Source organism: Staphylococcus sp. AS1337 (assembly GCF_051408735.1).
GTDB classification, from domain to species: domain Bacteria; phylum Bacillota; class Bacilli; order Staphylococcales; family Staphylococcaceae; genus Staphylococcus; species Staphylococcus xylosus_B.
Genome location: NZ_JBOIHZ010000009.1, coordinates 1 through 23,491 on the forward strand (window position 1 = coordinate 1; position 23,491 = coordinate 23,491).

Sequence of the window (23,491 nt, forward strand, 5' to 3'; positions counted from 1 at the left end):
TTCCCATGCCGAACACAGAAGTTAAGCTCTTTAGCGCCGATGGTAGTCGGACTTACGTTCCGCAAGAGTAGGACGTTGCCAGGCAATTAAATTATTCCACAGTAGCTCAGTGGTAGAGCTATCGGCTGTTAACCGATCGGTCGTAGGTTCGAGTCCTACCTGTGGAGCCATATGGCCCCGTGGTCAAGCGGTTAAGACACCGCCCTTTCACGGCGGTAACACGGGTTCGAGTCCCGTCGGGGTCATTACATATTTGGAGGATTAGCTCAGCTGGGAGAGCATCTGCCTTACAAGCAGAGGGTCGGCGGTTCGAACCCGTCATCCTCCACCATTTTTAATTAAATAGTACGGAGGGGTAGCGAAGTGGCTAAACGCGGCGGACTGTAAATCCGCTCCTTCGGGTTCGGCAGTTCGAATCTGCCCCCCTCCACCATTTATGGGCTATAGCCAAGCGGTAAGGCAATGGACTTTGACTCCATCACGCGCTGGTTCGAATCCAGCTAGCCCAGCCATTAGAGCCATTAGCTCAGTTGGTAGAGCATCTGACTTTTAATCAGAGGGTCAGTGGTTCGAGCCCACTATGGCTCACTAGTAAGCACTTCTCACAAGAGAAGTGCTTTTTTTATATAAAATTATATTTCACTTTTAAAATAAATACTTATGTTATTTACTCAATTTTGCTTATATAAAGTAATAATATAAGCATGAAGTACAAATCCCTATTACAAATCCCTATTATAGTTAGAACTTTGAATAAAGTTTGTTTTTTTATTTATACATTTTACTGTTTAGTAAAATAATAAAAATCGATACTAAAAGGATTTGTTTTGAATGATAAATCACTATATTGATTTTATATGTAAAAAGACTGAAATGAAGAGAAAAAGCTATTTTAACAACGCTTGAAATGTTAATGTCTTTAGATTATTCTAGAAACATATAACAACAAAGGGGTTTTAAAAATGAATAAAACAGTAGAAATTATTGGAGTACCAGCAACATTTGGGCAAAGGAAATTAGGGGTAAACCTTGGTCCAGATGCGATTCGATATGCTGGAATTGAGGACCGTATTAAAGCAATTGGTCTATCTGTTAAAGATTCTGGTAATATTGCAGTACCTAAATTAGATTTAGAAAAGTTTAATTCAGAGCAAGAGGGCTTACGTAATATAGAGGAAATCATAGAAACATCAAATATATTAAGTGATGCGGTATCAACTAGCATTGAACATAATCATTTTCCATTAGTGCTAGGGGGAGACCATTCAATTGCAATTGGTTCTATATCAGGTGTTAGTAAGTACTATGAGAATTTAGGTGTTATTTGGTATGATGCACATGGCGACTTAAATGTACCTGAAGAATCACCTTCAGGAAATATTCATGGTATGCCGTTACGGGTGCTTGCAGGTGATGGTGATGAGCGTTTGGTTGATATTTCGGATTATTCACCGAAAGTTAAACCTGAAAATATTGTGCTTATTGGTATGAGAGATTTAGATGAGGGCGAAAGACGCTACATAAAAGAACATAATATTAAAACGTTTACGATGGCTGAAGTTGACCGATTTGGTATTAAAAAAGTGATTGAAGAAACAATAGCTTATTTAAAACCTAAAACAGATGGCATTCATTTATCACTTGATGTTGATGCCTTAGATCCTGTTGAAACACCAGGAACAGGTACTAGAGTGCTTGGAGGTTTAACGTATAGAGAAAGTCATTTTGCATTAGAGTTGTTACATAATTCTAATCTCATTACTTCTATGGATTTAGTGGAGGTTAATCCACTAATCGATCATAATAATGACACGGCAGAGCAAGCAGTAGGTTTAGTAGGTAGTTTCTTCGGGGAAACATTACTATAATTCAGTTGAAATTATGTCTATAACATAGAGAAATAAGCCAAGTACTTAACTACAATGTAATATTGGAATAGCTGACTGCTATCAGAAAGTATTTTTTATGTTTTGTGTCAGTCAGTTTTGTTGGGGCGAGATAATGAAATCATATTTTTAAAATATGATTTCAATTTCGCTCCTTTTGATTTTGCTAAAAATTTAAATACTAAATATGACAGTTAGTGTTATGATTGGTATAATATATAACATGGGAACAGATAACCGGAGGAGATGTTATGGAATTATCCAACTTTTTTGATAACTGGAGTACAGTTAAAATAATTGCAAGTGTACTCGACTTACTCATAGTATGGTATGTACTTTATCTTCTCATTACAGTTTTTAAAGGTACCAAAGCCATTCAACTATTAAAAGGTATTGTTGTAATAGTAATTGGTCAACAATTGAGTAAAATGCTGAACTTAACAGCTACATCCCGTCTTTTTGATTTAGTTATTCAATGGGGGGTGTTAGCTCTAATCGTGATATTCCAACCAGAAATTCGCCGTGCCTTGGAACAACTTGGTAGAGGTAGCTTATTTAAACGTTATTCAACGAATTTAAATAGTGATGAAGGCAAGTTAATATCTTCTGTATCAAAAGCAGTACAATATATGGCTAAACGCCGTATAGGTGCATTGATTGTATTTGAAAATGAAACAGGGTTACAAGATTATATTGAAACAGGCATCGCAATGAATTCAGAAATATCACAAGAACTATTAACAAATGTTTTTATACCAAACACGCCATTACATGATGGTGCAATGATAATTCAAGAGAATAAGATTGCTAGTGCTGCGAGTTATTTGCCGTTATCTGATAGCGCTAAAATTGCTAAAAGTTTAGGGACAAGACATAGAGCTGCAGTAGGTATATCAGAAGTATCAGACGCTTTTACTGTTATCGTTTCAGAAGAAACTGGATCTATTTCTGTTACGTTTGACGGTAAATTAAGAAAAGATATTTCAAACGAAGCATTTGAAGAATTATTAGCTGAACATTGGTTTGGTACACACTTTCATGAGAAAGGTGTGAAGTAATATGTTAGAAAGTAAATGGGGATTGAGATTAATCGCCCTTGTGTTAGCCCTTGTGTTTTTCCTATCAGTTAACAATATGTTTGGAAATATATTTAATGCTGATAACTTAGGCCAAAAGTCTTCCGAAACGATTCAGGAAGTTCCGGTGCAAGTTAAGTATAATAATAAATCATTATATGCTAGTGAAGTGCCTGATAAAGTTGATGTGGAAATTTCAGGTCCTCAATCACAGGTTTTAAAAGCTGAGAATGGTGAAAATATTAAAGCAGTCTTAGATTTAAGTGGTGAAAAAGCAGGAAAGCATACGACGCAATTCCAGGTCAATGGATTGAATAAAGACATTGATTATAGTGTTAAACCGAAAGAGGCCACTGTAAATCTTGAAGAACGTGTGAGCAAAACATTAAAAGTAGAACCGGATGTAAGTAATAATGACTTAGATTCAGACTATAAAATTAGTGAGCAAAGCGTTTCACCAGAGACAGTTAAAGTGACTGGTGGACAAGATCAAATTGATAAAATAGCATATTTAAAAGCAACATATAAAAATAAGAGTAAAATTGCTAAAAATACTACAGATGTAGCAAAAATTACTGCGTTTGATAGAAATCTTAATAAAATTGACGTTTCAATACAACCGAATGAGGTAAACTTGAGCGTTAAGGTAGAAGATTATAGTAAAAAAGTTAAAGTAAAAACAAAAGCAGTAGGATCATTATCAAATAATCGTGAATTAGACAATATAAGTTTAGAAGATGAAGAAGTAGAAATTTATGGTAATAAGGATGACTTAGAAGATATTGATGAAATTACTGCAAATGTAAATTTAGATAATATCTCAGATACTACTGAAAAAAATGTGAAGTTTAAAGTACCTAAAGATGTGACAAAAATTAATCCAAGTGGTACTACAGCTAAAATTACAGTTAAATAGATTTGTATAAATAAAGGAGATATAAATAATGGCAAAATATTTTGGTACAGATGGCGTAAGGGGAGTAGCAAATAAAGAATTAACACCTGAACTTGCGTTTAAACTAGGGCGCTATGGCGGCTATGTTTTAGCACATAATAAAGATGAGAAGCACCCTAAAGTACTAGTTGGTAGAGATACTCGTGTTTCAGGAGAGATGTTAGAATCTGCTTTAATTGCAGGACTAATTTCCATCGGCGCAGAAGTTATGCGTTTAGGCGTTATTTCAACGCCAGGTGTAGCATATTTAACACGAGAAATGGAAGCCGAATTAGGTGTCATGATATCTGCTTCTCATAACCCAGTTCCAGACAATGGTATTAAATTCTTTGGTTCTGATGGCTTCAAATTATCAGATGATCAAGAACAGGAAATAGAAGAATTATTAGACCAAGAAAATCCTGATTTACCTCGACCTGTTGGCGAAGATATTGTACCTTACTCTGATTATTTTGAAGGTGCACAAAAATACATTAGCTATTTAAAATCAACTGTTGATGTGAACTTAGATGGAATGAAGATTGCATTAGATGGTGCAAATGGTTCTACATCTTCTTTAGCACCGTTTTTATTCGGTGATTTAGAAGCTGATACAGTGACAGTTGGCTGTAAACCAAATGGTTATAATATTAATAAAGATGTTGGTTCTACGCATCCTGAAACATTAGCTAAAGAAGTTGTCGAATCAGAATGTGACTTTGGTTTAGCTTTTGATGGTGATGGTGACAGATTAATTGCAGTAGACGAAAAAGGTAATATTGTCGATGGTGACCAAATCATGTTTATTATTGGTCAAGCGATGAGCAAAAATCATGAGTTAAATAATAATATGATTGTTTCTACTGTAATGAGTAACTTAGGGTTCTATAAAGCTTTAGAAAACGAAGGTATCCAATCTAACAAAACTAAAGTTGGAGATCGCTACGTTGTAGAAGAAATGAGAAGAGGTAACTACAATTTAGGTGGAGAACAGTCAGGCCATATTGTATTAATGGATTATAATACGACTGGAGACGGTTTGTTAACAGGTGTTCAACTAGCTAGTATTATAAAAATGACTGGTAAAAGTTTAAGTCAACTTGCAAGTCAAATGAAAAAATATCCACAATCATTAGTTAATGTTCGTGTAACAGATAAATATCGTGTGGAAGAGAATATTGATGTGCAAGAAATAATGACTAAAGTAGAAGTAGAAATGAATGGTGAAGGTCGTATTTTAGTAAGACCTTCTGGAACAGAACCATTAGTGCGAGTAATGGTTGAAGCATCAACTGATGAAGATGCGCAGCGATTTGCCAATACAATTGCTGATGTAGTTCAAGATAAAATGGGATTAGATAAATAGTTATTAATTAAATATAATCAAGACCTAAATATTTAATTCAAGTCGCCCAGCACATCATATAAAAACGATGCGCTGGGTTATTATTATTGTTTTAAAACATAAATTAATAAACATTTAATTATGTAAAAAAGCAATAGCTCAGACTGTCGACAGATTCTTTGACTTTGTTGCAGTTTTTTATTCACGTTTCCCACGGACACTGCCTAAGTCTGAAGTATTTGGCTAGTGCTCTTCCCACAGTAGTCGATCCAAATATTACACTGAAAAGAGTATAGTATATATAAATTAAACAGTGGTGGCGTTTACTATGTTGAATAACTCAATTGATATAAGTAGAACTTTGCTCTAAAAGACCCATGCTATTTTGAAAAATAAATATACAAATATAAATAAACAAACCTTAGGTGATAGTTGAACTGACCCCAAATAACGGGAATAAAATAAAAACACTTTCGTTGAATTCATTTAAAATGAATCATACGGAGGTGTTTTTTCTATGAAAATAATGTCTTATTCAATAGAAACAAAATATAAAACTATTGAAATGAAAGAAGATGGATATACTGTAAAAGAAATTATGGAAGCATTAAATATCAAAAACAGAACACAGGTAAAAACTTGGTGGTAATGGTATAAAAATGGTGAAACTTATAGATTTTATCAACAAAGAGGCAAGCAATATGCTTATGGCAAAGGAGTGGAAGAATTATCAGAAGTAGAACAATTAAAGTTAGATAATAAGAAAAAAGATATTGAATTAGATATTTAAAAAAAGTACAAGGAAGTGGTACCAAAAGTAATTGTAGAATTAGTTGATCAATTAAAGCATAAGTATTCAATCAGAATGATACTGGATGTTTTAGAAATACCTAAATCGACATACTATAGATGGAAACATAAGAACAATGAAAAAGATAAAGTGACTCAAAAGGTTATTGAATTATGTGAAGAAAATAATTTCACCTACGGTTATCGCAAAATTACAGCATTGATTAATCAATTGTATTCAGTATCAATTAATCATAAAAGAGTTCATAGAATCATGCGAGAGTATAATCTGAACTGCCGAGTTAGACCTAAAAAATCTAAAAAAATTGGTGAACCTTATTATAAAACAGATAATTTATTACAAAGACAGTTTAAAGCTAACCAACCAATGGAAGTATTAACAACTGATATTACTTATTTACCTTTCGGTAATACAATGTTGTATTTATCTTCGATTATGGATGTTTATAACGGAGAAATTGTAGCGTATAAAATAGATAACAAATAGGACTAAAGTTTAGTTAATGATACATTAAATCTAATTGATATACCTGAGGATTGCATACTACATAGTGATCAAGGTAGTGTTTACACGTCGTATTCTCACTATCAATTATGCGAAGAAAAAGGCATTATCAGAAGCATGTCCCGAAAGGGAACACCTGCTGATAATGCCCCGATAGAAAGTTTTCATTCCTCGCTAAAGTGTGAAACCTTCTACATCAACAATGAGCTTAATAGCTCTAATCACATTGTAATAGATATTGTCGAAAATTACATTAAAAACTATAATAGTAATCGAATTCAACAAAAACTAGGCTACTTAGCCCCTGTAAAATACAGGGAATTAGCAGCCTAGAACATAGTGTTTTTATTAAGTTCCCTCTTTAGGGGTTCAGTTCAAGTACCACCTAAGGTTTGTTTATGTTCTGAACCGTTACTATTTTAATAGCGATGCCTTCTTACATTTATAATACATTGTATGCTTGAACGATTTCTTGAGTTAATTGTTCATCTGTTTTAGCAAATTCTTTTAAGAATGCTTCAAGACCATGTTCTTGAATATAATCATTTTTTTCTACTGTTTCTTGATCATTTGCATCATCATATTTTAGTAATAAAGCAGCAGTTTTAACTAATGCATCATGTTTTAAATTATTTTGATATAAATAATTTAACGGTTTAATGATTCTATCTTGTGGCCCGATTTTACGCATTGTACCTCGTCCTACACGTGTAACTTCATCAGATAAGTTTGGATTTTTAAAACGCTCAATAATTTTTTGGACATATTGAGCTTGTTCGTTTTCGTTAAAATCAAACTGTTTGGTAATGTATTGACTGGTTTCTTTAAGAACACGTTCTAAATCATGTTTAATGTCTGCATCGTTAACCGCATCTAGAATAGTTGGTTGTCCAAAATATCTACCTGCATAAGCAAGGTAAGCATGACCAGTATTCACTGTAAGTAACTTACGCTCAATGTAAGGAGTTAAATTATCTACATATTTAATATGATTAAGTTCTGGACCAAACCAAGCGTCTTTCTCTATTACCCATTCATAGAAAGGTTCAACGACCACATCTAAAAGGTTATCATTGGTTTGTAATGGAACAATACGATCAACTGCAGAATTAGCAAAATGAATGTGTTCAGGTAGTGGACCTGTAATATCTAAAATTGCTTTTTCTAAAGTATTGGTTGCCATAATTGCATTCTCACATGCAACAATATTAACAGGTGTTTCTTTTTCTGTTAAATAAGTAGCAAATGATTTTGCGATTATAGGCAAGATGTTGACACCAACTGCAGTTGTAATTAAATCGGCTTCTAAAACTGCTTGTTTTAAACTTTCTGAAGGTGCACCAGAGTTGATCGCATCTACATTATGCACACGTGTTGTTGTTTTAGATTCATCAGCTAAAATGACATCGTATTCATGATGTTGATCCAAAGCAGTGATGATTTCAGTATTAACATCTGCAAAAGTTACTTTTATATCATTATCAGCAAGAATATAACCGATAAAACCTCTACCTATATTTCCAGCACCAAAATGTAAAGCTTTCATTATGCATCAGCCTCCTCAAAGACTTGTTTGATTTCCTCTGCTGATGAAGCTTGAATAATACGTTCTACGTTTTCTTCTTCGCTAAACGTAATAGCTATTTTAGAAAGTAAGTCTAAATGTTCACCATCTTTACCTGCAATACCTACGACAACTTTAACAACTTCGCCGTCCCAGTCAACACCCTCAGGTATTTGAATTAAAGTTAAACCTGATTTTAAAACACTAGCTTTAGCTTCATCAGTACCGTGAGGGATAGCTAAACCATTGCCCATAAATGTTGTTACTACTTGCTCGCGATCTTTCATTGCTTGAATATACGCTTCTGTTACAGCACCACTTGATACTAAAGCTTGGCCTGCTTTTTCAATTGCTTCGTTTTGATCTTTAACTGTTTGGTTGATAAAAATGTTTTCATTGCTAAATAATTCGCTCATTTTACTTCACTCCATATTTAATAATTTTTGTAATTGCATAAGATAACTTTGCTTAAGTAATGCTTGAAGTTGTTCTGGTTGTTCCATAAATCCATCAATATTATCTAGATGTTCGACCAATTTTCCTGAAATATCACTTACAAGTTGTGCCATTGTATCATCAGGGGGAACGAACATGCTTAACAAATATCTCACGGAAAGATTGTCATTTTGATTACTATTAAGCAAAATAGGTTCATTTAAAATGGTTATTAATATAAAAGGTTTTTTAATAATCTCACTTTTCAAATGAGGAATTGCGATTGGATAAGGGTCTAAAACAAACCCTTGTCGATCCATGTGTTGCTTAATCAGTTCAGCGAATGACTGGCCTTCCGTGATGATTTGATGTTCCAATAATGTGTTGGTTAAATAAGTTGTCCAGTTCGAAACTGAAGTATAATCTACATTTACAGAATCAATTATTTCTAGTCCTTTTCTGATGTATGTTAATTTTTCTTCAGGATTTAAAATGTTACTATTATTCGTTTCATATGTTTGGATCTTTGGTTGTTTGTGCTGTGTGTTTAAAAAAGCTGATACGTGATTTACATCTGCGTCAGGCAGTAAAGGATTTACCGTAATATATGGTAAGGCGATATCTAAATCTACAGTGGAAATAATCGCATCAAATTGTGTAGCATCAATATCATTTAAATCACCAACTGATGCTTGAGTAGTATTTTGTATATCACTAAATGTTTGTTGTAACCGTGTTGCCAGTAATCTACTAGTTCCAATGCCACTACTACATACTACGAGTACATTGTAAAAGGCGCTATTTTGATTTTGTAAAGCACCACCAAAATGAAGCACAATAAATGCAATTTCACTATCTGGAAAATTAAAATTTGGCCAGGTTTGTAGTAAGGCACGATGAACACTTTCAAATAGCCGTGGGTACTTATGTTGAATCATTTCAGTTAATGGATTATAAGTTTCAATATTAGCGTTTAAACGGTTAATTGCTGGTATAATGTGCAACTTTAATCCTTCACTAAGCGTTTTAAAATCTTTGAACGATTGTTGAGAAAAATGTGAAACAGAATGAATAAATTTCTCAATCTTTGATTCATCTTTACTATCTTTAAATACTTCGGCAGATTCTTTACGTTTCGCACCTCTGAGGTGAATAGTGATAAAAGTCACTTCAGCTTGGTTAAACTGGACACCATAAATATGTTCAAGGTGTAAGGCAAGGGCCTTTGCTACCTCGTGTTCAAAAGAATCTTTAACACTGTTATAAATGTCGTCATTTAAAGCAACATATTGATTATTAAGCATTCGTTCAATACTTAAGACAATGTGTACAGTTAAGGTTAAATAACTTGATTCTGTTAAAGAGTAGGGAAGTTGACCTAAGTGGTCCATTAAAATACGTTCAATTTGAAATATTTTGTCCATATCAACCATTGCCAATTGTGACTGGTTAATAGATTGATATACAAAATGATTTTCAATAACTGAATAGACACTGGTGCTGTTTAGATTATTGACCATCAACTGGCTCAATAGTTCACGTTTTTTTGATTCTGCACCATGTAATTGAATACCTTCACCACGCTTTTTTTGCAGCGTTAATTGGTATAGATCAAGTTCTGTTTCTAATTCATCTAAAAGTTTTGTTAATGTTTGATTAGAGACACCGATTTCTTGTGCTAAAACGTATTGTTTAATAGGAGTATCTGTTTGAATCAATGCATATAAAATGATTACTTTTTGTTCTTCTTGTGATAAATCTATGGTATTTTCATTTAATAATGCATGTTTTAGTGAATTTAACGCCATCTCCGTCGTTTTCAGTTGTATACCTTTTTTCGTAACTCTTTCAAGCTCGATATCAAATGTCGATAAAAAAGATTCAATAGATTTTAATTCCCTATGAATAGTACGAGAGGATACAGCTAGATGTTGAGCAATGTCGTAAATAGTGACATATTGACCGTGATATTTAATTAACATTTCGATAATTTCTTTTTCACGCGTACTCAAAAACATAGCCATACCCTCCAGTATTGTTCTATATAGTGATTGTTTAATTATTTAAGATTTTCAAGTAATTCATCATATCTAGGTGAATTTAAGAAATTATCAACTGAGATATGAATTGCATTTGGTACTTGTTTAATCGCTCTATCAGTAAGTTTCTTTTGTGTAATAACGAGTTGTGCATCGCTTGGTAATTGATTGATTGCAGTATTGGTTACATCTACGTCTTGTATATCAGCTTTTTTAAATTTATTGCGTAGCATACTTGCTCCCATAGCGCTTGATCCCATACCAGCATCACAAGCGAATATTACATGGTTTACTTTACTATAATCATGAGCATCTACATTTTCAGTATCGTAATTGTCTAGTAAATCTTCTTCAGATTGTGTGTCTGTACTATCTGTATCAGCAGTAGTTGCAGTAGCAGCAGTTGTTGAAGTCGTATTACTATCTTCATTCCCTTTTAACTTAGAAGATACACTTGATTTTTTCCCTTTTGAAGCTTCCATTTTTTCAGTAGCAGCCTCTAGGTCTTCTTCAGGCTCTTTTGTGAATTTTAAAATAATCGCAGCAACGATAAATGAAACAATTGCTGCAAGTAATACACCGATTATCATGTGTAAAAATTCGCCCTTAGGCGCGTTTAACATATAAACGATGAATGATCCTGGTGAAGCGGGACTCTTGAATCCAAAATCAAGTAGAGAATATGTTGCTACACCTGTCATACCACCTAAAATTACAGCTATGAATAATAAAGGACGCATTAACACGTATGGGAAGTAAATTTCGTGAATTCCCCCCAAGAAGTGGATAATACCAGCACCATATGATGTTGCTTTAGCTGTCCCAGTGCCGAAAATCATATAAGCGACTAAGATTCCCAGACCTGGACCAGGGTTAGATTCTATTGTGTATAGTATTGATTGTCCTGCAGAAGATGCTTGGTCTGCACCAAGTGGTGTAAACACACCGTGATTAATTGCATTATTTAAGAATACAATTTTAGCAGGTTCTACAATAATACTTACTAGTGGTAGTAAATGTGCATGTACTAAAGCTTCTACAGCTAAAGATAAAACATGCATAATAAATTCCATTATTGGAGCTAATATTTTAAATCCAACAATTGTCATAATAAAACCTAAAATACCAGCTGAGAAATTATTGAATAACATTTCAAAACCTTGTGGCGTTCTTGGTTGTATAAATTCATCGGTTTTCTTCATTAACCAGCCAACGAGTGGTCCCATAATCATGGCGCCAAGTAACATTGGCGTATCAGGTAAAGCAACGATTACACCCATAGTTGCTACAGCTGCGATAATACCCCCACGCATTTCATGTATTAAACGTCCACCACTATAAGCAATCAGTAATGGTATTAAATACGAAATCATTGGTCCAGCCAATTGACTTAAATCTTTATTTGGCCACCAACCCCCATCTATGAATATAGCGGCGATGAAGCCCCATGCGATAAAAGCACCGATGTTCGGCATAATCATACTACTTAAAAATGATCCGAACGCCTGTACCTTACGACCAATCCCATTATTTTCTTTAGTCTCTGTTTGTGACATATTATTGCACCTCTTTTTCTCTTTTTATTTATAACTTAATTGTAGGTGGCAGTAATGAATTAAACAATATAAACTAATTTCAAATTTGTCACATTATCTTTGACAATTATGACAATATAGAAATTACTATTACTGCCTTTTTTAAAACTAAGAATTAACATAAACAATGATTAAATATATTATAAATATAGGAGATTATTTTATATATCATATGGTTAATGCAAGTACTTAGGTTATGCTCATTTATGTTAAAGGAGAATTATTGGTATCAAAGAAAGCATGATACTTTTAACTAATGCTCAACTTTATTTTTGTGTTTGTAAATATATTGTTAATAAATTGTTTGCATTACAGATCAATAACATTGTACAATTAATGTTATTGAGAGGAAGGAGGAAAGTTAGAGTTTTAGTCAATTATAGCGCCTGTACAAACGATGAGGTTACGTATTAACAATTTAAGTTTTAAAACAGAAAGCTTAATAGGTATGTTAATCGAAGTTTGTAGACGAGGAGGATAGTTATCGAACCATCGGCGGATGCTATCCCGGATGTGGCTCATTCGTGAACTTATTAAGGAAAACATTAGGGCAACCTAGTGCACAAAGTTAATAAGATAGCCAAAATTAAATAACTATTATTATAAGGTGATTGAGATAACCGTTATTATCAGAAGACCTATCACTATTGATTTAAATAGGGATTAGTCTGTCTATAAGGGTTTTAAATACATTGAACAAGTTCGTATGCGCTAGACGTTCAATTATCTCAATGCCATTACATTGGAGGAAATTTATATGTGTGGAATTGTCGGCTATATTGGTCAAGATAATGCGAAAGAATTATTATTAAAAGGATTAGAAAAATTAGAATACAGAGGTTATGACTCAGCAGGTGTTGCAATCGTTAATAATGAGGGCACATCAGTATTCAAATCAAAAGGTCGTATTGCAGAATTAAGAAAAGTTGCAGATGGTGAAGATACTGATGGTAATGTGGGAATTGGTCATACACGTTGGGCAACACATGGTGTACCTAATCATGAAAACTCACACCCACATCAGTCTGCAACTGAACGCTTTACATTAGTTCATAATGGAGTAATTGAAAACTATGAAGAACTAAAAAATGAATACTTAAGTGACATTACTTTCATTTCAGAGACAGATACAGAAGTTATAGTACAATTAGTTGAATATTTTTCAAATACTGGTCTAACTAGTGAAGAAGCATTTACAAAAGTTGTATCTTTATTAGATGGTTCATATGCTTTAGGACTGATTGATAATGAAGATAGAGATACAATTTATGTTGCTAAAAACAAGTCACCGTTATTAATTGGTGTTGGTGATGGTTTCAATGTAATTGCGTCAGATGCAATTGCAATGTTACAAGCTACTAATCGGTATAAAGAGATTCATGACCATGAAATTGTTATAGTTAAACGTGATGAAGTAATTATTAAAGATCAAGATGGCAATGTTCAAGATAGAGAAGCTTATACAGCACAAATTGATGCAGCTGATGCGGAAAAAGGCGTATACGATCACTATATGTTAAAAGAAATTCATGAACAACCAGCAGTTATGCGTCGTATCATTCAAGAGTACCAAGACGAAGAAGGTAACTTGAAGATGGATCCAGAAGTGATTAAAGATGTAGCTGAAGCTGATCGTATTTATATAATCGCAGCAGGTACAAGTTATCACGCTGGGCTTGTTGGTAAAGAATTCATTGAAAAATGGGCTGGTGTACCTACAGAAGTACATGTTTCTTCAGAGTTTGTATATAATACACCGTTACTTTCTGAAAAACCATTATTCATCTATATTTCTCAATCAGGGGAAACAGCAGACAGTCGTGCAGTATTAGTTGAAACAAATCGTTTAGGACACAAGTCTTTAACTATCACTAACGTGCCAGGTTCTACTTTATCACGTGAATCTAATCATACGTTACTGTTACACGCCGGTCCTGAAATTGCAGTAGCTTCTACAAAAGCTTATACAGCACAAATTGCAGTATTATCTATTCTGTCACAAATCGTTGCGAGAGAACACGGCAGAGATGTAGAAGTAAGTTTATTACGTGAATTAGCAAAAGTTACAACTGCTATCGAATCAATTGTTGATGATGCAGATGTTATGGAACAAATTGCTACTGATTTCTTAAGAACTACACGTAATGCATTCTTTATTGGTCGTACAGGAGACTATAATGTAAGTTTAGAAGGTGCATTAAAACTTAAAGAAATTTCATATATCCAAGCTGAAGGTTTTGCTGGTGGAGAATTGAAACACGGAACAATTGCGTTAATTGAAGAAGGCACTCCTGTTATTGCTTTAGCTACGCAAGAAAAAGTAAACTTATCTATCCGTGGTAACGTAAAAGAGGTCGCTGCACGTGGTGCCAATCCATGTATTATTTCAATGGATGGATTGAATAAAGATGGTGATTCATATGTCATCCCTCACGTACATGAATTATTGACACCACTTGTTTCAGTAGTAGCATTACAGTTAATTTCATATTATGCTGCATTGCACAGAGACTTAGATGTAGATAAACCACGTAACTTAGCAAAATCAGTTACAGTTGAATAAATCAATCTAAATCAAATGTGGCAAACTTTATACTTTGTCATTAATATAAGGACTTATCATTAGCATCTATCGCTATTGATAAGTCTTTTTTAATTTATAAGTTTCATCAAAGGGCATAATATTAGTACATCAATTTAATTGTTAAAATATCATTTGTCGAAAGGATAGAATTGAAATGAGAGAAAATAATATAAATTATTTTATAGGTGAGCATTGTGAAACTACGGCAACTGGAACACTACTAAAGTTTATAAATATAGAGTTGTCAGAACCGATGTTATTTGGTATTGGAGAAGGGCTGGGCTATATTTATTGGGATATGAAAAATATGGAATTCCCTTTTCTTGGTGGACGTATTAAACCAGATTATTTAACAAAAAACATCGTAAAAAATTTAAATTTAGAAATCCAATTAGAAGAAACTACATCTATTAAAAAGGCATGGCAAAATGTCAAAAAGGCAATTGACGCTGGCCAGCCAGTTGGTTTGAAATTAGATAGTTATTATTTAGATTATTTTTCTAGCAAAGTGCATTTCGCAGGTCACTATGTAGCAATGTATGATTATGATGATTTATACGCCTATTTAATTGATACGAAACAACAGGGAAGTAATGTTAAAACAACGCTAAATAGTATAGAACAAGCTAGGAATGCTAAAGGGCCAATGTCTTCTAAGAACCTTTCATATACAATTAAGCAAGTGACACCAATGCCGGATATGAGAACAGTCGTTTTAACAGCTATACAAAATAATGCGAAGGATTATTTAAATCCGCCAATAAAGAATATAGGATATAAAGGAATAAAGAAAACAAGTGAAAAAGTGAAAACCTGGTTTGAAAGAAGTACTAATATTGAAGCTGATTTATTGCTTGTAGCTAATTTAATGGAAAATGGGGGAACTGGTGGTGCATTGTTTAGGAAAATGTACAAATCATTTTTGAAAGAAGCACAGTTATTGATTGAAGATGAAGCTTTGAATCGAGCCTACCATATGTTTACAGATATAGTAGTAAACTGGGAAAATGTTATTAAATTAATAAAAAAGGCAGGACTAACACAAAACAAGACGTTTTTAAATGAAGCTTCGACGATACTAGATAAACTAGCAGAACAAGAATATGAAGCAATGAACTTATTATTAAAAATTAAAAACTAAAAATTAATATGAGTAGCAATCATTTGAAAATGATTAGAATCAAAATATTTTTAAACATGTTATATCTTTATTATTCTAAATGAGACAGTATATGATTGTATAAAGTTAAAGGAGGGATGCATTGATGACAAAGCCTAAAATTTATACAATGTCGTTTGCTACGATATATCCATATTTAATAGAAAAAGTTGAGAAAAAAGGTCGAACAAAAGAGGAAGCGGATGAAGTCATTCGTTGGATGACAGGCTATTCGCAAACACAAATCAATCAATTAATCAAAGATGGTACGGATTATGAAACTTTTATTAATCAGGCACCAAAATTAAATCCCAATAGAACTAAGGTAACAGGTATAATTTGTGGTACTCGTATTGAAGAAATGGAAAATTCAATAATGAAAGAAATTAGGTATTTAGATAAAATGATTGATGAATTAGCAAAAGGAAAATCTTTGAATAAAATATTTAGAAACGACGTTTAGCATACTAACATAGACAATAGTTAGTATATCATCACGTATCAGAGAGGAATATTATATGCTTATTGATCTAAAAAATATTGCACGCAGAAAACAGGGGAAAGAAATTATTAAAAATATAAGTTGGCGTATCAACGAAGGTGAAAAATGGATGCTTTATGGACTTAATGGTGCAGGGAAAACTACATTGCTTAATATTTTAAATGCTTATGAACCAAATACGTCTGGGGAATTAACGCTTTTTGGTATGCAACCTGGTAAAATTGGGTATTCGGCAGACGAAGTGCGCAATCAGATTGGTTTTGTGTCTAGTAGTTTAATGGAACGTTTTCAAGATGGGGAAATCGTACGTGATGTAGTAATTAGTGGAATCTTTAAATCGATTGGTATTTTTAAAGAAGTAGAAGGCCACCATGTTGAAATGGCACGTCATTATTTAACACAGATGGGTATGAGTGAATTTGAATCACAGTATTACGGTTATTTATCCACAGGTGAACGTCAAAAAGTACTTATTGCTCGAGCGTTGATGGGGAACCCTAAGTTACTTATTTTAGATGAACCTGCTTCAGGATTAGATTTTATTGCTCGTGAAGATTTGTTAGATGCGCTTGAGCAATTATATCAACGGCAACCTGAATTATCAGTTATATATGTTACACACTTTGTTGAAGAAATTACAAAAGATATACAAAAAGGATTTTTATTAAAAGATGGTACGTGTTATAAACAAGGTGAAATAAAAAATGTATTAAATAGCGATACATTGAGTGATTTTTTTAATCGTAGGGTGAGTGTGTTACATCAAAATGAACGTTATTCATTATTTTTAAAGCGTTAGTACATTGCTTAAAACTTTAGATAGTGACATAATTTAAAATGAGAATAAGTGATGGAGGCTTTTATAAATGAAAAATGTTAAAGCGATATTTTTAGATATGGATGGTACAATTTTACATAAAGACAATCAAGTTGATATGGAAACGACAGAAGTAATACATCAATTAAGGGCAAACGGATATAAAGTCTTTTTGGCTACTGGACGTGCTCATAATGAAATTCATTACTTAGTTCCGTCATCATTTGAAGTAGATGGCATTATTAGTTCAAATGGTACGTTAGGAATGATTAATGATGAAAAGTTATTTACTCATAGCTTATCGTTTACAACTGTCAATGACATTGTGAAACGTGCTCAACAACAAGAGATTTATTACGAAGTTTTTCCATTTGAAGGTAATCGTATTGTACTTAAAGAAGATCAATCATGGGCAACGGCACTATTTAATGCAGAAACACCTCCAGGTAATGTAGGTGTCTCAGAATGGACTTCTAGGAAAGCGTCACTTAAAGACAAAGTAGATTGGGCAACGACAATTCCTGAAACGACGTTTTCAAAAATATATCTATTTTCACCAAATTATGACAAAATAACAAACTTCCGTAATCAGTTGATTGAAGAACAACAAGATTTAAAAATTAGTGTATCTAATTCATCTCGTTATAATGCAGAGACGATGGCTTATCAAATTGATAAAGGTACAGGTATTAAAGAAATGATAGAACATTTCGATATCAAACAAGAAGAAACACTAGTTATAGGTGATAGTGATAATGATCGAGCGATGTTTGCTTTTGGTCATTATACGGTAGCTATGAAAAATGCTAGGCCAGAAATTAAAGAGCTGACTATGGATGTTACAGCATATACAAATGAAGAAAACGGTGCAGCACAGTACTTAAAAGAACATTTTTTAAAGTAAAAGTTTTTAATATATTTTGCCTAGCTATTCATGTAAATAAATTATAAAGACAAAAAGAAAGCCAGACATTAAAAATGTCTGGCTTTCTTTAATTTTGTGTAAAAAGTTATTTATCAGATTGATTTAAATTGTTTTTTAAATTCTTTGATTCATCTTTTGCTTTATCTTGAAGTTGATCTGATTTTTGGTCTATGTTTGCTTTTGCTTTTTCAGTAGTATTAGTTACGCTACTATTTACTTTTGAGTCTTGATTGTCTGTAATATTTGTGTTTTTTTGCTTATCTTTTTTTGATTTATTATGATTAGTTGGTTCGCCATTACGGTTATAATATTGAATGATAGCTAGTGTATTTGTATAATAAACAGCTAATCTAACAATGATAACAATAATATGAACAATATAAATTAAAATCGTAGCCATATTTTGAGAAATACCACCCGTTAAGATGGAAATCAATTGACTGACTGGGCTAGCTAAGATAATAACTATTAAGTTTAATAGTAATAAACTAATGTAGAATTTAAACCATGTTTTTTGGCCATTTTTTATTCCTTTAAATCCTCGTTTCACGGAATTCCATGCACCATTTTTAGGCTCTTTAATAAATGCTACAGTATAGTTAATAATAATTATAGCTAAAAGCCAATAAATAAATGATTTAATGAAAAGCGTTAAAGTCCCCGCAATTATTTGGAATGTTAGTGAATATCCAAGAGCGTGATCTGTATTGCTGAGTGGGCCTTGTATTGCTTGATACAATTGAATGATTCCTAATTGAAGCAATTGCGCAATTAATTCTCCTAACACCAATCCGATAATGATAAACAATACCGTAATTAATGAAAGTTTTACTGCTTTTAGATATTTACCTTTTGCGAACACTGAAAATAAATCTTTAAAATTAACCTTGTCTTTATTTACTGCTTTGTCTATAGTGTAGATAGTTCCAGCAATTAATGGATAGCCTACAAATAAAAATACTAGTATAGGTACAATTACTGCAAGGACGATTCCAATTATTGGACCAACCACAGATTGTTGCATAGCCATTGACATCATTAATTTATAAATAGCTGGTTGTAATGGCATAAACGTTAAAATAGTTAAAGCGAATAGTATTATAAAACTTACGATTGTAAACAGTAATACTTTAGCATTTTGGGGTTTTGCATTTTGTAATGCTAATTTATGGAAATTAAACAAATTTTAAGCACTCCTTTTTCGTCATAAGCATACGATATCAAAAATTTGAAGATTTTAAAATAAATAGGTAACAAAATCGATATAAAATGTTAAAATGTCCTAATGAGAAAAAGTTGAAAGGAGATATCATCATGAAATTTGCAATTATAACTGATGTTCATGGTAATTTTGATGCATTAGAAACTGTTTTGGATGATATTGATAGAAGAGAAGATATCAATAAAATATTTAACCTAGGTGATAATATTGGTGTTGGACATGAAACGAATAAAGTACTTGATGAAATCTTTGATAGAGATGATATGGAAATCATTGCAGGTAATCATGATGAAGCGGTAATGTCAATTGTAAACGGTACACCTTATCCTGAAGACTTAAAAGATAAATTCTATGAACATCATCAATGGATAGAGAGCCATTTAGATGAAGATTACTATGACAGATTAAATGAGTTACCTCGTGTTATTGAGAAAACATTTTGTCATAAGAAAGTATTATTTATTCATTACGAAATTCCTAATAATCAATTAAATACGCCAATTGATGGGCAACCATTCAGCCCAATTGTTGAACCAAACGAAGAGAATATGAAAGAACTTTTTGAAGATAAAGATGCCAATTTAATTGTCTTTGGGCATAATCATACGGTGCATTTATTTGATGATAAATCGACAGTTTATTTCAATCCTGGTTCTGTTGGTTTAAATAATGGCGCTTATGCAGTTTATGGAATTGTAACTGTAGATGAAAATGAATTTTCATTTGAACGTGTGAAAATACCGTACGATAATGAAGAATTTATTAGAGGATTCAATGAGAAGCAAGTTCCTGCCAAAAAGCTTATTTTTGATAAATTTTTATAATTACGATTATAAAAAAGCTGATAGTTATATCCTAAGTATGTATTCCTCAAAGTTTTAACTTTGAAAGGAAAGGTAACTTATGGAAACTATCAGCTTTTTATTGTTATACGATAATAGTTAATGGCTATGTGCATGATGATGAGACTTTGATGTATCATGTGCTGAACAAAGAGTATCATTATCATGTTTGTGGTTTATAGTTTCTAATTGGATAGTCATGTGCTGAATGTTCAAATGTTGAAGTTTGTGTTCTAGTTTATCTAGTAAATTTTCACACTGTTCAACAGACATATCGCTAGGAACAACAGCATGACAACTTAATGCATTCATTTCATTAGAGATAGTCCATATATGACAGTCATGTACATTTTCAATTTCATTTTCTTCAGTAATTGTAGAAATCACTTCATTCATATTAACATCAGATGGTGTGCCTTCCATTAAGATATTTAAGGAAGATTTCGTTATACCTAAGCTACTTTTTATTATAAGAATAGAGACGATAATACTTGCGATAGGGTCTGCAATCGTTAGATTTAAAGTCCATATGAGTATAGCAGCGATGATTGCACCTACGGAACCTAATAAATCACCCATAACATGTAGGAAGGCGCCACGCATATTAATGTTATTGGAAGTGTCACCGCCTTTAAACATAAATAAAGCGACAATGATATTAACTATAAGTCCAATTACACTTATTACGAACATCTCTGTTGACTTAACGTCTTCCGGATTGAAAAAACGACCAATCGCTTCTACTATGATAACAACACCGATAATAAAGAGTGTTACACCATTAAATAATGCAGCTAAAATCTCAAATCTTTTATATCCAAAAGTTTTACTTTTGGTAGCATTTTTTTCAGCATAGATAAAAGCCACTAAGGCTACGCCTAAAGATATTGTATCGCTAAACATGTGCAAACCATCAGATAAAAGCGCCAAACTATTTGATACAAATCCTCCAATAATTTCTACAATCATAAAGATTCCAATAATTAGAAAACTGATGAGTAATATTTTTTTATTATTTGTGTGTACATGACCATGTGCATGATTGTGACCGTGATGTTCAGACATATTTAGCGTCCACCTTTCAATTATTGTTTATGACTAGCATGATGAATTGCTTGTTTAAGTAATGTTGTAACATGTGTATCATCGATTGTATAAATCATAGATTGTCCATCTCGATTTCCTTTTACCAAATGAGCTTGTTTAAGTATGCGTAATTGATGAGAGACGTTAGATTGGCTTAAATCTAATACGTGAGCAATATGACCCACGCTACTTTTTCCTTGGATTAATAAATGCATTATACGTAGACGATTGCCGTCACTAAGCGCCTTAAAGATATCAGTTACTTGCTCAATCGTTTGTTCGTTAAATGATTCTTCCAAAATGAAGCCCTCATTTCTAATTATTGATTTTAATATATGAATATATGTTCATATATTAATGTATTTTTTAGAAATTGTCAAAGCCAAACAGATTTCGTTTCAAAATAAGGCAAAAGTGGTAAAGTCTAATTAATAATTTTTTAAGGAGGCTATAAAATATGAGTACATTAGTTATTGGAGCAAACGGTGGCGTAGGCCAATATTTAGTTAAACAATTAAAAGAGCATGGAGAGTCATTTACAGCTGGTGTTAGAAAAGAATCTCAAGTTGAAGCATTAGCCTCAGAAGGCGTTGAAGCAATTTTAATCGATGTTGAAGCAGATGATATTGATACTTTAACAGAAAAAATTAACGGCTTTGATAAAGTTGTATTTTCAGTTGGTTCTGGTGGTAGCACTGGTGCAGACAAGACAATTAGTGTTGATTTAGATGGTGCAATTAAATCGATTAAAGCGAGTGAGGCAAATAATGTTAAACAATATGTAATGGTCTCAACTTATGATTCAAGAAGACAAGCATTTGATGCAAGTGGTGATTTGAAGCCTTACACGATTGCAAAACACTACGCTGATGAGTATTTAAAACAAGCAGATATTGGTTATACTATTGTACATCCTGGTGGCTTAACAAATGATCCTGCCAAAGATAAAATAGAGGTTGGTGCATTCTTCGAAGGTAGAGGAACGATTCCTCGTGAAGATGTAGCATCTGTTATTAGAGAAGTATTAACTAGTGATAATCTTTTAAATACTGAATTCCAAATTATTAGTGGGGATGCCTCCATACCTGAAGCATTAGCAGATTTTAGTAAATAATTAAGACTCAAGTAATGGATAACTGAAAGATATCCAAAGTGTTATAAAAAAAAGAAGCGACTGTTGGGCGACTGATGGATGATTGCTAAAGGTACTGAGTACAATCTTATAGCTTTTTATAGCGTGGGTTAATGAAATCTTATGATAAAAGATTAGGTTTCATTAGCAAACGCTTTTTTTATAGCCATTTTATAGTATATATTAGCAAAAATTTGATACAATGATAGATATCGTTTGGAGGTAATTATGAAAATTTCAAACACGAAAATCTATGAGCAAGTCGCAGATATTATTTTAGAGCAAATTAAAGCAGGCGATTACCAAGTGGGCGACAAACTGCCTTCTATCCAAAAGCTTGGAAAGCAGTATGGCGTGAGTGTAGCTTCGGTAAGAGAGGCATTGAATGCTTTAAGAACAATTGGAATTATTGAAATGAAACAAGGTTATGGCACATTTATTAAACAGATAGAGCCTACCTTTTTTGAACTTGGTGACAAATTCACGTCGCTAAGTCAAATCAAAGAATTATTAGAGTTACGTGAAATTGTTGAAAGTGCTACTGTAGAAAAAGCAGCTTTATATCGAACTGAAGAAGATTTGGTGGATCTGAAGCAAGCACTAGTTGAAATGGGGCAAGCTGTAACAGATGGTACTTCTGGTGAAGAAGCAGATTTAGAGTTTCATCTCTCAATTGCGAAAGCTACCCAAAATACATTATTAGTTGAGTTATTAAATAATATTTCAGAACTAATGCGAAATTCTATGGAAGAAACAAGGAAGATTTTTATTTATAGTAAACAAAAAACTATGAATAAATTATTAGAGGAACATGATGTGATATATCAAGCCATTTTACAGCAAAATGATGTCGAAGCTGTAGATGCGATGCGCGCACACCTGCTAGAGGTTAAGGAAACCATATTGGCTAATTTCAAAGCATAATAGTATATATGGTGCATGATAAATAACTTTCAAATGGTTAAGATAGGATTCATTTAATATTGTAAGTAAAAGAGGTAGAATATCCAAATAAATTTGGATAAAATAAAAG

19 protein-coding genes, 6 tRNA genes, 1 rRNA gene and 1 pseudogene are annotated in these 23,491 nt (G+C 32.7%); 20 read left to right on the forward strand and 7 right to left on the reverse strand.

Translation table 11 applies throughout. The annotated features are described in order from the left end of the window. The 12 genes and pseudogenes from rrf to ACSUE0_RS12250 form a co-directional block, all read left to right on the forward strand. Nucleotides 1–84: ribosomal RNA gene (gene rrf / locus ACSUE0_RS12195) — 5S ribosomal RNA — on the forward strand; the annotation flags it as partial. 11 nt (nt 85–95) lie between these two features. Then, nucleotides 96–170: transfer RNA gene (locus ACSUE0_RS12200), tRNA-Asn, on the forward strand. Between the two features lie 3 nt (nt 171–173). Beyond that, nucleotides 174–245: transfer RNA gene (locus ACSUE0_RS12205), tRNA-Glu, on the forward strand. 10 nt (nt 246–255) lie between these two features. Further along, nucleotides 256–331 (forward strand) — tRNA-Val (locus ACSUE0_RS12210). Between the two features lie 18 nt (nt 332–349). Beyond that, nucleotides 350–433, forward strand: a tRNA-Tyr gene (locus ACSUE0_RS12215). Nucleotides 434–437: 4 nt separating this feature from the next. Beyond that, a tRNA-Gln gene (locus tag ACSUE0_RS12220) sits at nt 438–512 on the forward strand. 3 nt (nt 513–515) lie between these two features. After that, a tRNA-Lys gene (locus tag ACSUE0_RS12225) sits at nt 516–588 on the forward strand. Nucleotides 589–962: 374 nt separating this feature from the next. Beyond that, nucleotides 963–1,868: an arginase gene (rocF, locus tag ACSUE0_RS12230; RefSeq protein ID WP_119615052.1), complete on the forward strand. Its 906-nt coding sequence runs from the start codon at nt 963–965 to the stop codon at nt 1,866–1,868. A gap of 269 nt (nt 1,869–2,137) precedes the next feature. Beyond that, nucleotides 2,138–2,944 (forward strand): diadenylate cyclase CdaA, encoded by an 807-nt coding sequence (gene cdaA / locus ACSUE0_RS12235; RefSeq protein ID WP_017722031.1) that lies wholly within the window; start codon nt 2,138–2,140, stop codon nt 2,942–2,944. Nucleotide 2,945: 1 nt separating this feature from the next. After that, complete coding sequence (locus ACSUE0_RS12240; protein ID WP_436957561.1) at nt 2,946–3,878, forward strand: CdaR family protein; 933 nt, start codon at nt 2,946–2,948, stop codon at nt 3,876–3,878. 28 nt (nt 3,879–3,906) lie between these two features. Beyond that, nucleotides 3,907–5,262 carry a phosphoglucosamine mutase gene (gene glmM / locus ACSUE0_RS12245; RefSeq protein WP_119615054.1) on the forward strand — a complete coding sequence of 452 codons (1,356 nt, stop codon included), beginning with the start codon at nt 3,907–3,909 and terminating at the stop codon, nt 5,260–5,262. Between the two features lie 496 nt (nt 5,263–5,758). After that, nucleotides 5,759–6,889 (forward strand): annotated as a pseudogene (locus ACSUE0_RS12250) (IS3 family transposase). 109 nt (nt 6,890–6,998) lie between these two features. On the opposite strand, the gene ACSUE0_RS12255 reads toward ACSUE0_RS12250, so the two are convergent. Genes ACSUE0_RS12255 through ACSUE0_RS12270 form a run of 4 tightly spaced genes read right to left on the reverse strand, consistent with a single transcriptional unit; the run spans nt 6,999 to nt 12,150 of the window. Continuing rightward, nucleotides 6,999–8,102 (reverse strand): mannitol-1-phosphate 5-dehydrogenase, encoded by a 1,104-nt coding sequence (locus ACSUE0_RS12255; RefSeq protein ID WP_119614981.1) that lies wholly within the window; start codon nt 8,100–8,102, stop codon nt 6,999–7,001. Further along, nucleotides 8,102–8,536: a PTS sugar transporter subunit IIA gene (locus tag ACSUE0_RS12260; protein ID WP_017722036.1), complete on the reverse strand. Its 435-nt coding sequence runs from the start codon at nt 8,534–8,536 to the stop codon at nt 8,102–8,104. The genes ACSUE0_RS12255 and ACSUE0_RS12260 overlap by 1 nt, the downstream gene beginning before the upstream one ends. Before the next feature lie 6 nt (nt 8,537–8,542). Beyond that, the gene (locus tag ACSUE0_RS12265; RefSeq protein ID WP_119614980.1) at nt 8,543–10,573 is read right to left on the reverse strand and encodes a BglG family transcription antiterminator; all 2,031 of its coding nucleotides are present in this window, start codon (nt 10,571–10,573) and stop codon (nt 8,543–8,545) included. A 41-nt stretch (nt 10,574–10,614) separates the two neighbouring features. Continuing rightward, a complete protein-coding gene (locus ACSUE0_RS12270; protein ID WP_119614979.1) occupies nt 10,615–12,150 on the reverse strand; it encodes a PTS mannitol transporter subunit IICB in 1,536 nt (511 codons plus the stop codon). Between the two features lie 796 nt (nt 12,151–12,946). On the opposite strand from ACSUE0_RS12270, the gene glmS reads away from it, so the two are divergent. The 5 genes from glmS to ACSUE0_RS12295 all read left to right on the forward strand — a co-directional run bounded on the left by glmS (nt 12,947) and on the right by ACSUE0_RS12295 (nt 18,155). Further along, nucleotides 12,947–14,752, forward strand: coding sequence for a glutamine--fructose-6-phosphate transaminase (isomerizing) (gene glmS, locus ACSUE0_RS12275; protein WP_119614978.1), 1,806 nt, complete (start codon nt 12,947–12,949; stop codon nt 14,750–14,752). Between the two features lie 175 nt (nt 14,753–14,927). Then, on the forward strand, nt 14,928–15,914 hold the full coding sequence (locus ACSUE0_RS12280; protein WP_119615191.1) for a BtrH N-terminal domain-containing protein: 987 nt from the start codon (nt 14,928–14,930) through the stop codon (nt 15,912–15,914). Nucleotides 15,915–16,038: 124 nt separating this feature from the next. Beyond that, on the forward strand, nt 16,039–16,395 hold the full coding sequence (locus ACSUE0_RS12285; RefSeq protein ID WP_119615192.1) for a DUF2200 domain-containing protein: 357 nt from the start codon (nt 16,039–16,041) through the stop codon (nt 16,393–16,395). Nucleotides 16,396–16,450: 55 nt separating this feature from the next. Beyond that, complete coding sequence (locus ACSUE0_RS12290) at nt 16,451–17,233, forward strand: ABC transporter ATP-binding protein (RefSeq protein ID WP_119615194.1); 783 nt, start codon at nt 16,451–16,453, stop codon at nt 17,231–17,233. 67 nt (nt 17,234–17,300) lie between these two features. Next, entirely contained in the window at nt 17,301–18,155 is an 855-nt protein-coding gene (locus ACSUE0_RS12295; protein WP_436957566.1) for an HAD family hydrolase, read from the forward strand. Between the two features lie 106 nt (nt 18,156–18,261). Here ACSUE0_RS12295 and ACSUE0_RS12300 read toward each other — a convergent pair whose 3' ends face one another. Beyond that, nucleotides 18,262–19,359: a hypothetical protein gene (locus tag ACSUE0_RS12300; RefSeq protein ID WP_436957568.1), complete on the reverse strand. Its 1,098-nt coding sequence runs from the start codon at nt 19,357–19,359 to the stop codon at nt 18,262–18,264. A gap of 131 nt (nt 19,360–19,490) precedes the next feature. Between ACSUE0_RS12300 and ACSUE0_RS12305 the strand changes: the two genes are divergently transcribed. Then, nucleotides 19,491–20,222, forward strand: a complete 732-nt coding sequence (locus ACSUE0_RS12305) for a metallophosphoesterase family protein (RefSeq protein WP_119615007.1) — start codon at nt 19,491–19,493, stop codon at nt 20,220–20,222. Nucleotides 20,223–20,339: 117 nt separating this feature from the next. On the opposite strand, the gene czrB is transcribed toward ACSUE0_RS12305, so the two are convergent. Then, nucleotides 20,340–21,305 (reverse strand): CDF family zinc efflux transporter CzrB, encoded by a 966-nt coding sequence (czrB, locus tag ACSUE0_RS12310; protein ID WP_107555661.1) that lies wholly within the window; start codon nt 21,303–21,305, stop codon nt 20,340–20,342. Nucleotides 21,306–21,325: 20 nt separating this feature from the next. Beyond that, nucleotides 21,326–21,625, reverse strand: a complete 300-nt coding sequence (locus ACSUE0_RS12315; protein ID WP_119615008.1) for an ArsR/SmtB family transcription factor — start codon at nt 21,623–21,625, stop codon at nt 21,326–21,328. 158 nt (nt 21,626–21,783) lie between these two features. Between ACSUE0_RS12315 and ACSUE0_RS12320 the strand changes: the two genes are divergently transcribed. Then, a complete protein-coding gene (locus ACSUE0_RS12320; protein ID WP_119615009.1) occupies nt 21,784–22,440 on the forward strand; it encodes an SDR family oxidoreductase in 657 nt (218 codons plus the stop codon). 246 nt (nt 22,441–22,686) lie between these two features. Next, nucleotides 22,687–23,382 (forward strand): FadR/GntR family transcriptional regulator, encoded by a 696-nt coding sequence (locus tag ACSUE0_RS12325; RefSeq protein ID WP_119615010.1) that lies wholly within the window; start codon nt 22,687–22,689, stop codon nt 23,380–23,382. The last annotated feature ends 109 nt before the right edge of the window (nt 23,383–23,491 follow it).

Excerpts from the sequence above, each read along its gene's own strand:
- glmM (WP_119615054.1), top strand. The coding sequence starts at position 3,907 with ATGGCAAAATATTTTGGTACAGATGGCGTAAGGGGAGTAGCAAATAAA.
- ACSUE0_RS12290 (WP_119615194.1), top strand. The coding sequence starts at position 16,451 with ATGCTTATTGATCTAAAAAATATTGCACGCAGAAAACAGGGGAAAGAA.
- ACSUE0_RS12255 (WP_119614981.1), bottom strand. The coding sequence starts at position 8,102 with ATGAAAGCTTTACATTTTGGTGCTGGAAATATAGGTAGAGGTTTTATC.
- cdaA (WP_017722031.1), top strand. The coding sequence starts at position 2,138 with ATGGAATTATCCAACTTTTTTGATAACTGGAGTACAGTTAAAATAATT.
- ACSUE0_RS12295 (WP_436957566.1), top strand. The coding sequence starts at position 17,301 with ATGAAAAATGTTAAAGCGATATTTTTAGATATGGATGGTACAATTTTA.
- ACSUE0_RS12240 (WP_436957561.1), top strand. The coding sequence starts at position 2,946 with ATGTTAGAAAGTAAATGGGGATTGAGATTAATCGCCCTTGTGTTAGCC.
- ACSUE0_RS12305 (WP_119615007.1), top strand. The coding sequence starts at position 19,491 with ATGAAATTTGCAATTATAACTGATGTTCATGGTAATTTTGATGCATTA.
- ACSUE0_RS12260 (WP_017722036.1), bottom strand. The coding sequence starts at position 8,536 with ATGAGCGAATTATTTAGCAATGAAAACATTTTTATCAACCAAACAGTT.
- ACSUE0_RS12285 (WP_119615192.1), top strand. The coding sequence starts at position 16,039 with ATGACAAAGCCTAAAATTTATACAATGTCGTTTGCTACGATATATCCA.
- ACSUE0_RS12325 (WP_119615010.1), top strand. The coding sequence starts at position 22,687 with ATGAAAATTTCAAACACGAAAATCTATGAGCAAGTCGCAGATATTATT.
- ACSUE0_RS12280 (WP_119615191.1), top strand. The coding sequence starts at position 14,928 with ATGAGAGAAAATAATATAAATTATTTTATAGGTGAGCATTGTGAAACT.
- ACSUE0_RS12265 (WP_119614980.1), bottom strand. The coding sequence starts at position 10,573 with ATGTTTTTGAGTACGCGTGAAAAAGAAATTATCGAAATGTTAATTAAA.
- ACSUE0_RS12320 (WP_119615009.1), top strand. The coding sequence starts at position 21,784 with ATGAGTACATTAGTTATTGGAGCAAACGGTGGCGTAGGCCAATATTTA.
- ACSUE0_RS12270 (WP_119614979.1), bottom strand. The coding sequence starts at position 12,150 with ATGTCACAAACAGAGACTAAAGAAAATAATGGGATTGGTCGTAAGGTA.
- glmS (WP_119614978.1), top strand. The coding sequence starts at position 12,947 with ATGTGTGGAATTGTCGGCTATATTGGTCAAGATAATGCGAAAGAATTA.
- czrB (WP_107555661.1), bottom strand. The coding sequence starts at position 21,305 with ATGTCTGAACATCACGGTCACAATCATGCACATGGTCATGTACACACA.
- rocF (WP_119615052.1), top strand. The coding sequence starts at position 963 with ATGAATAAAACAGTAGAAATTATTGGAGTACCAGCAACATTTGGGCAA.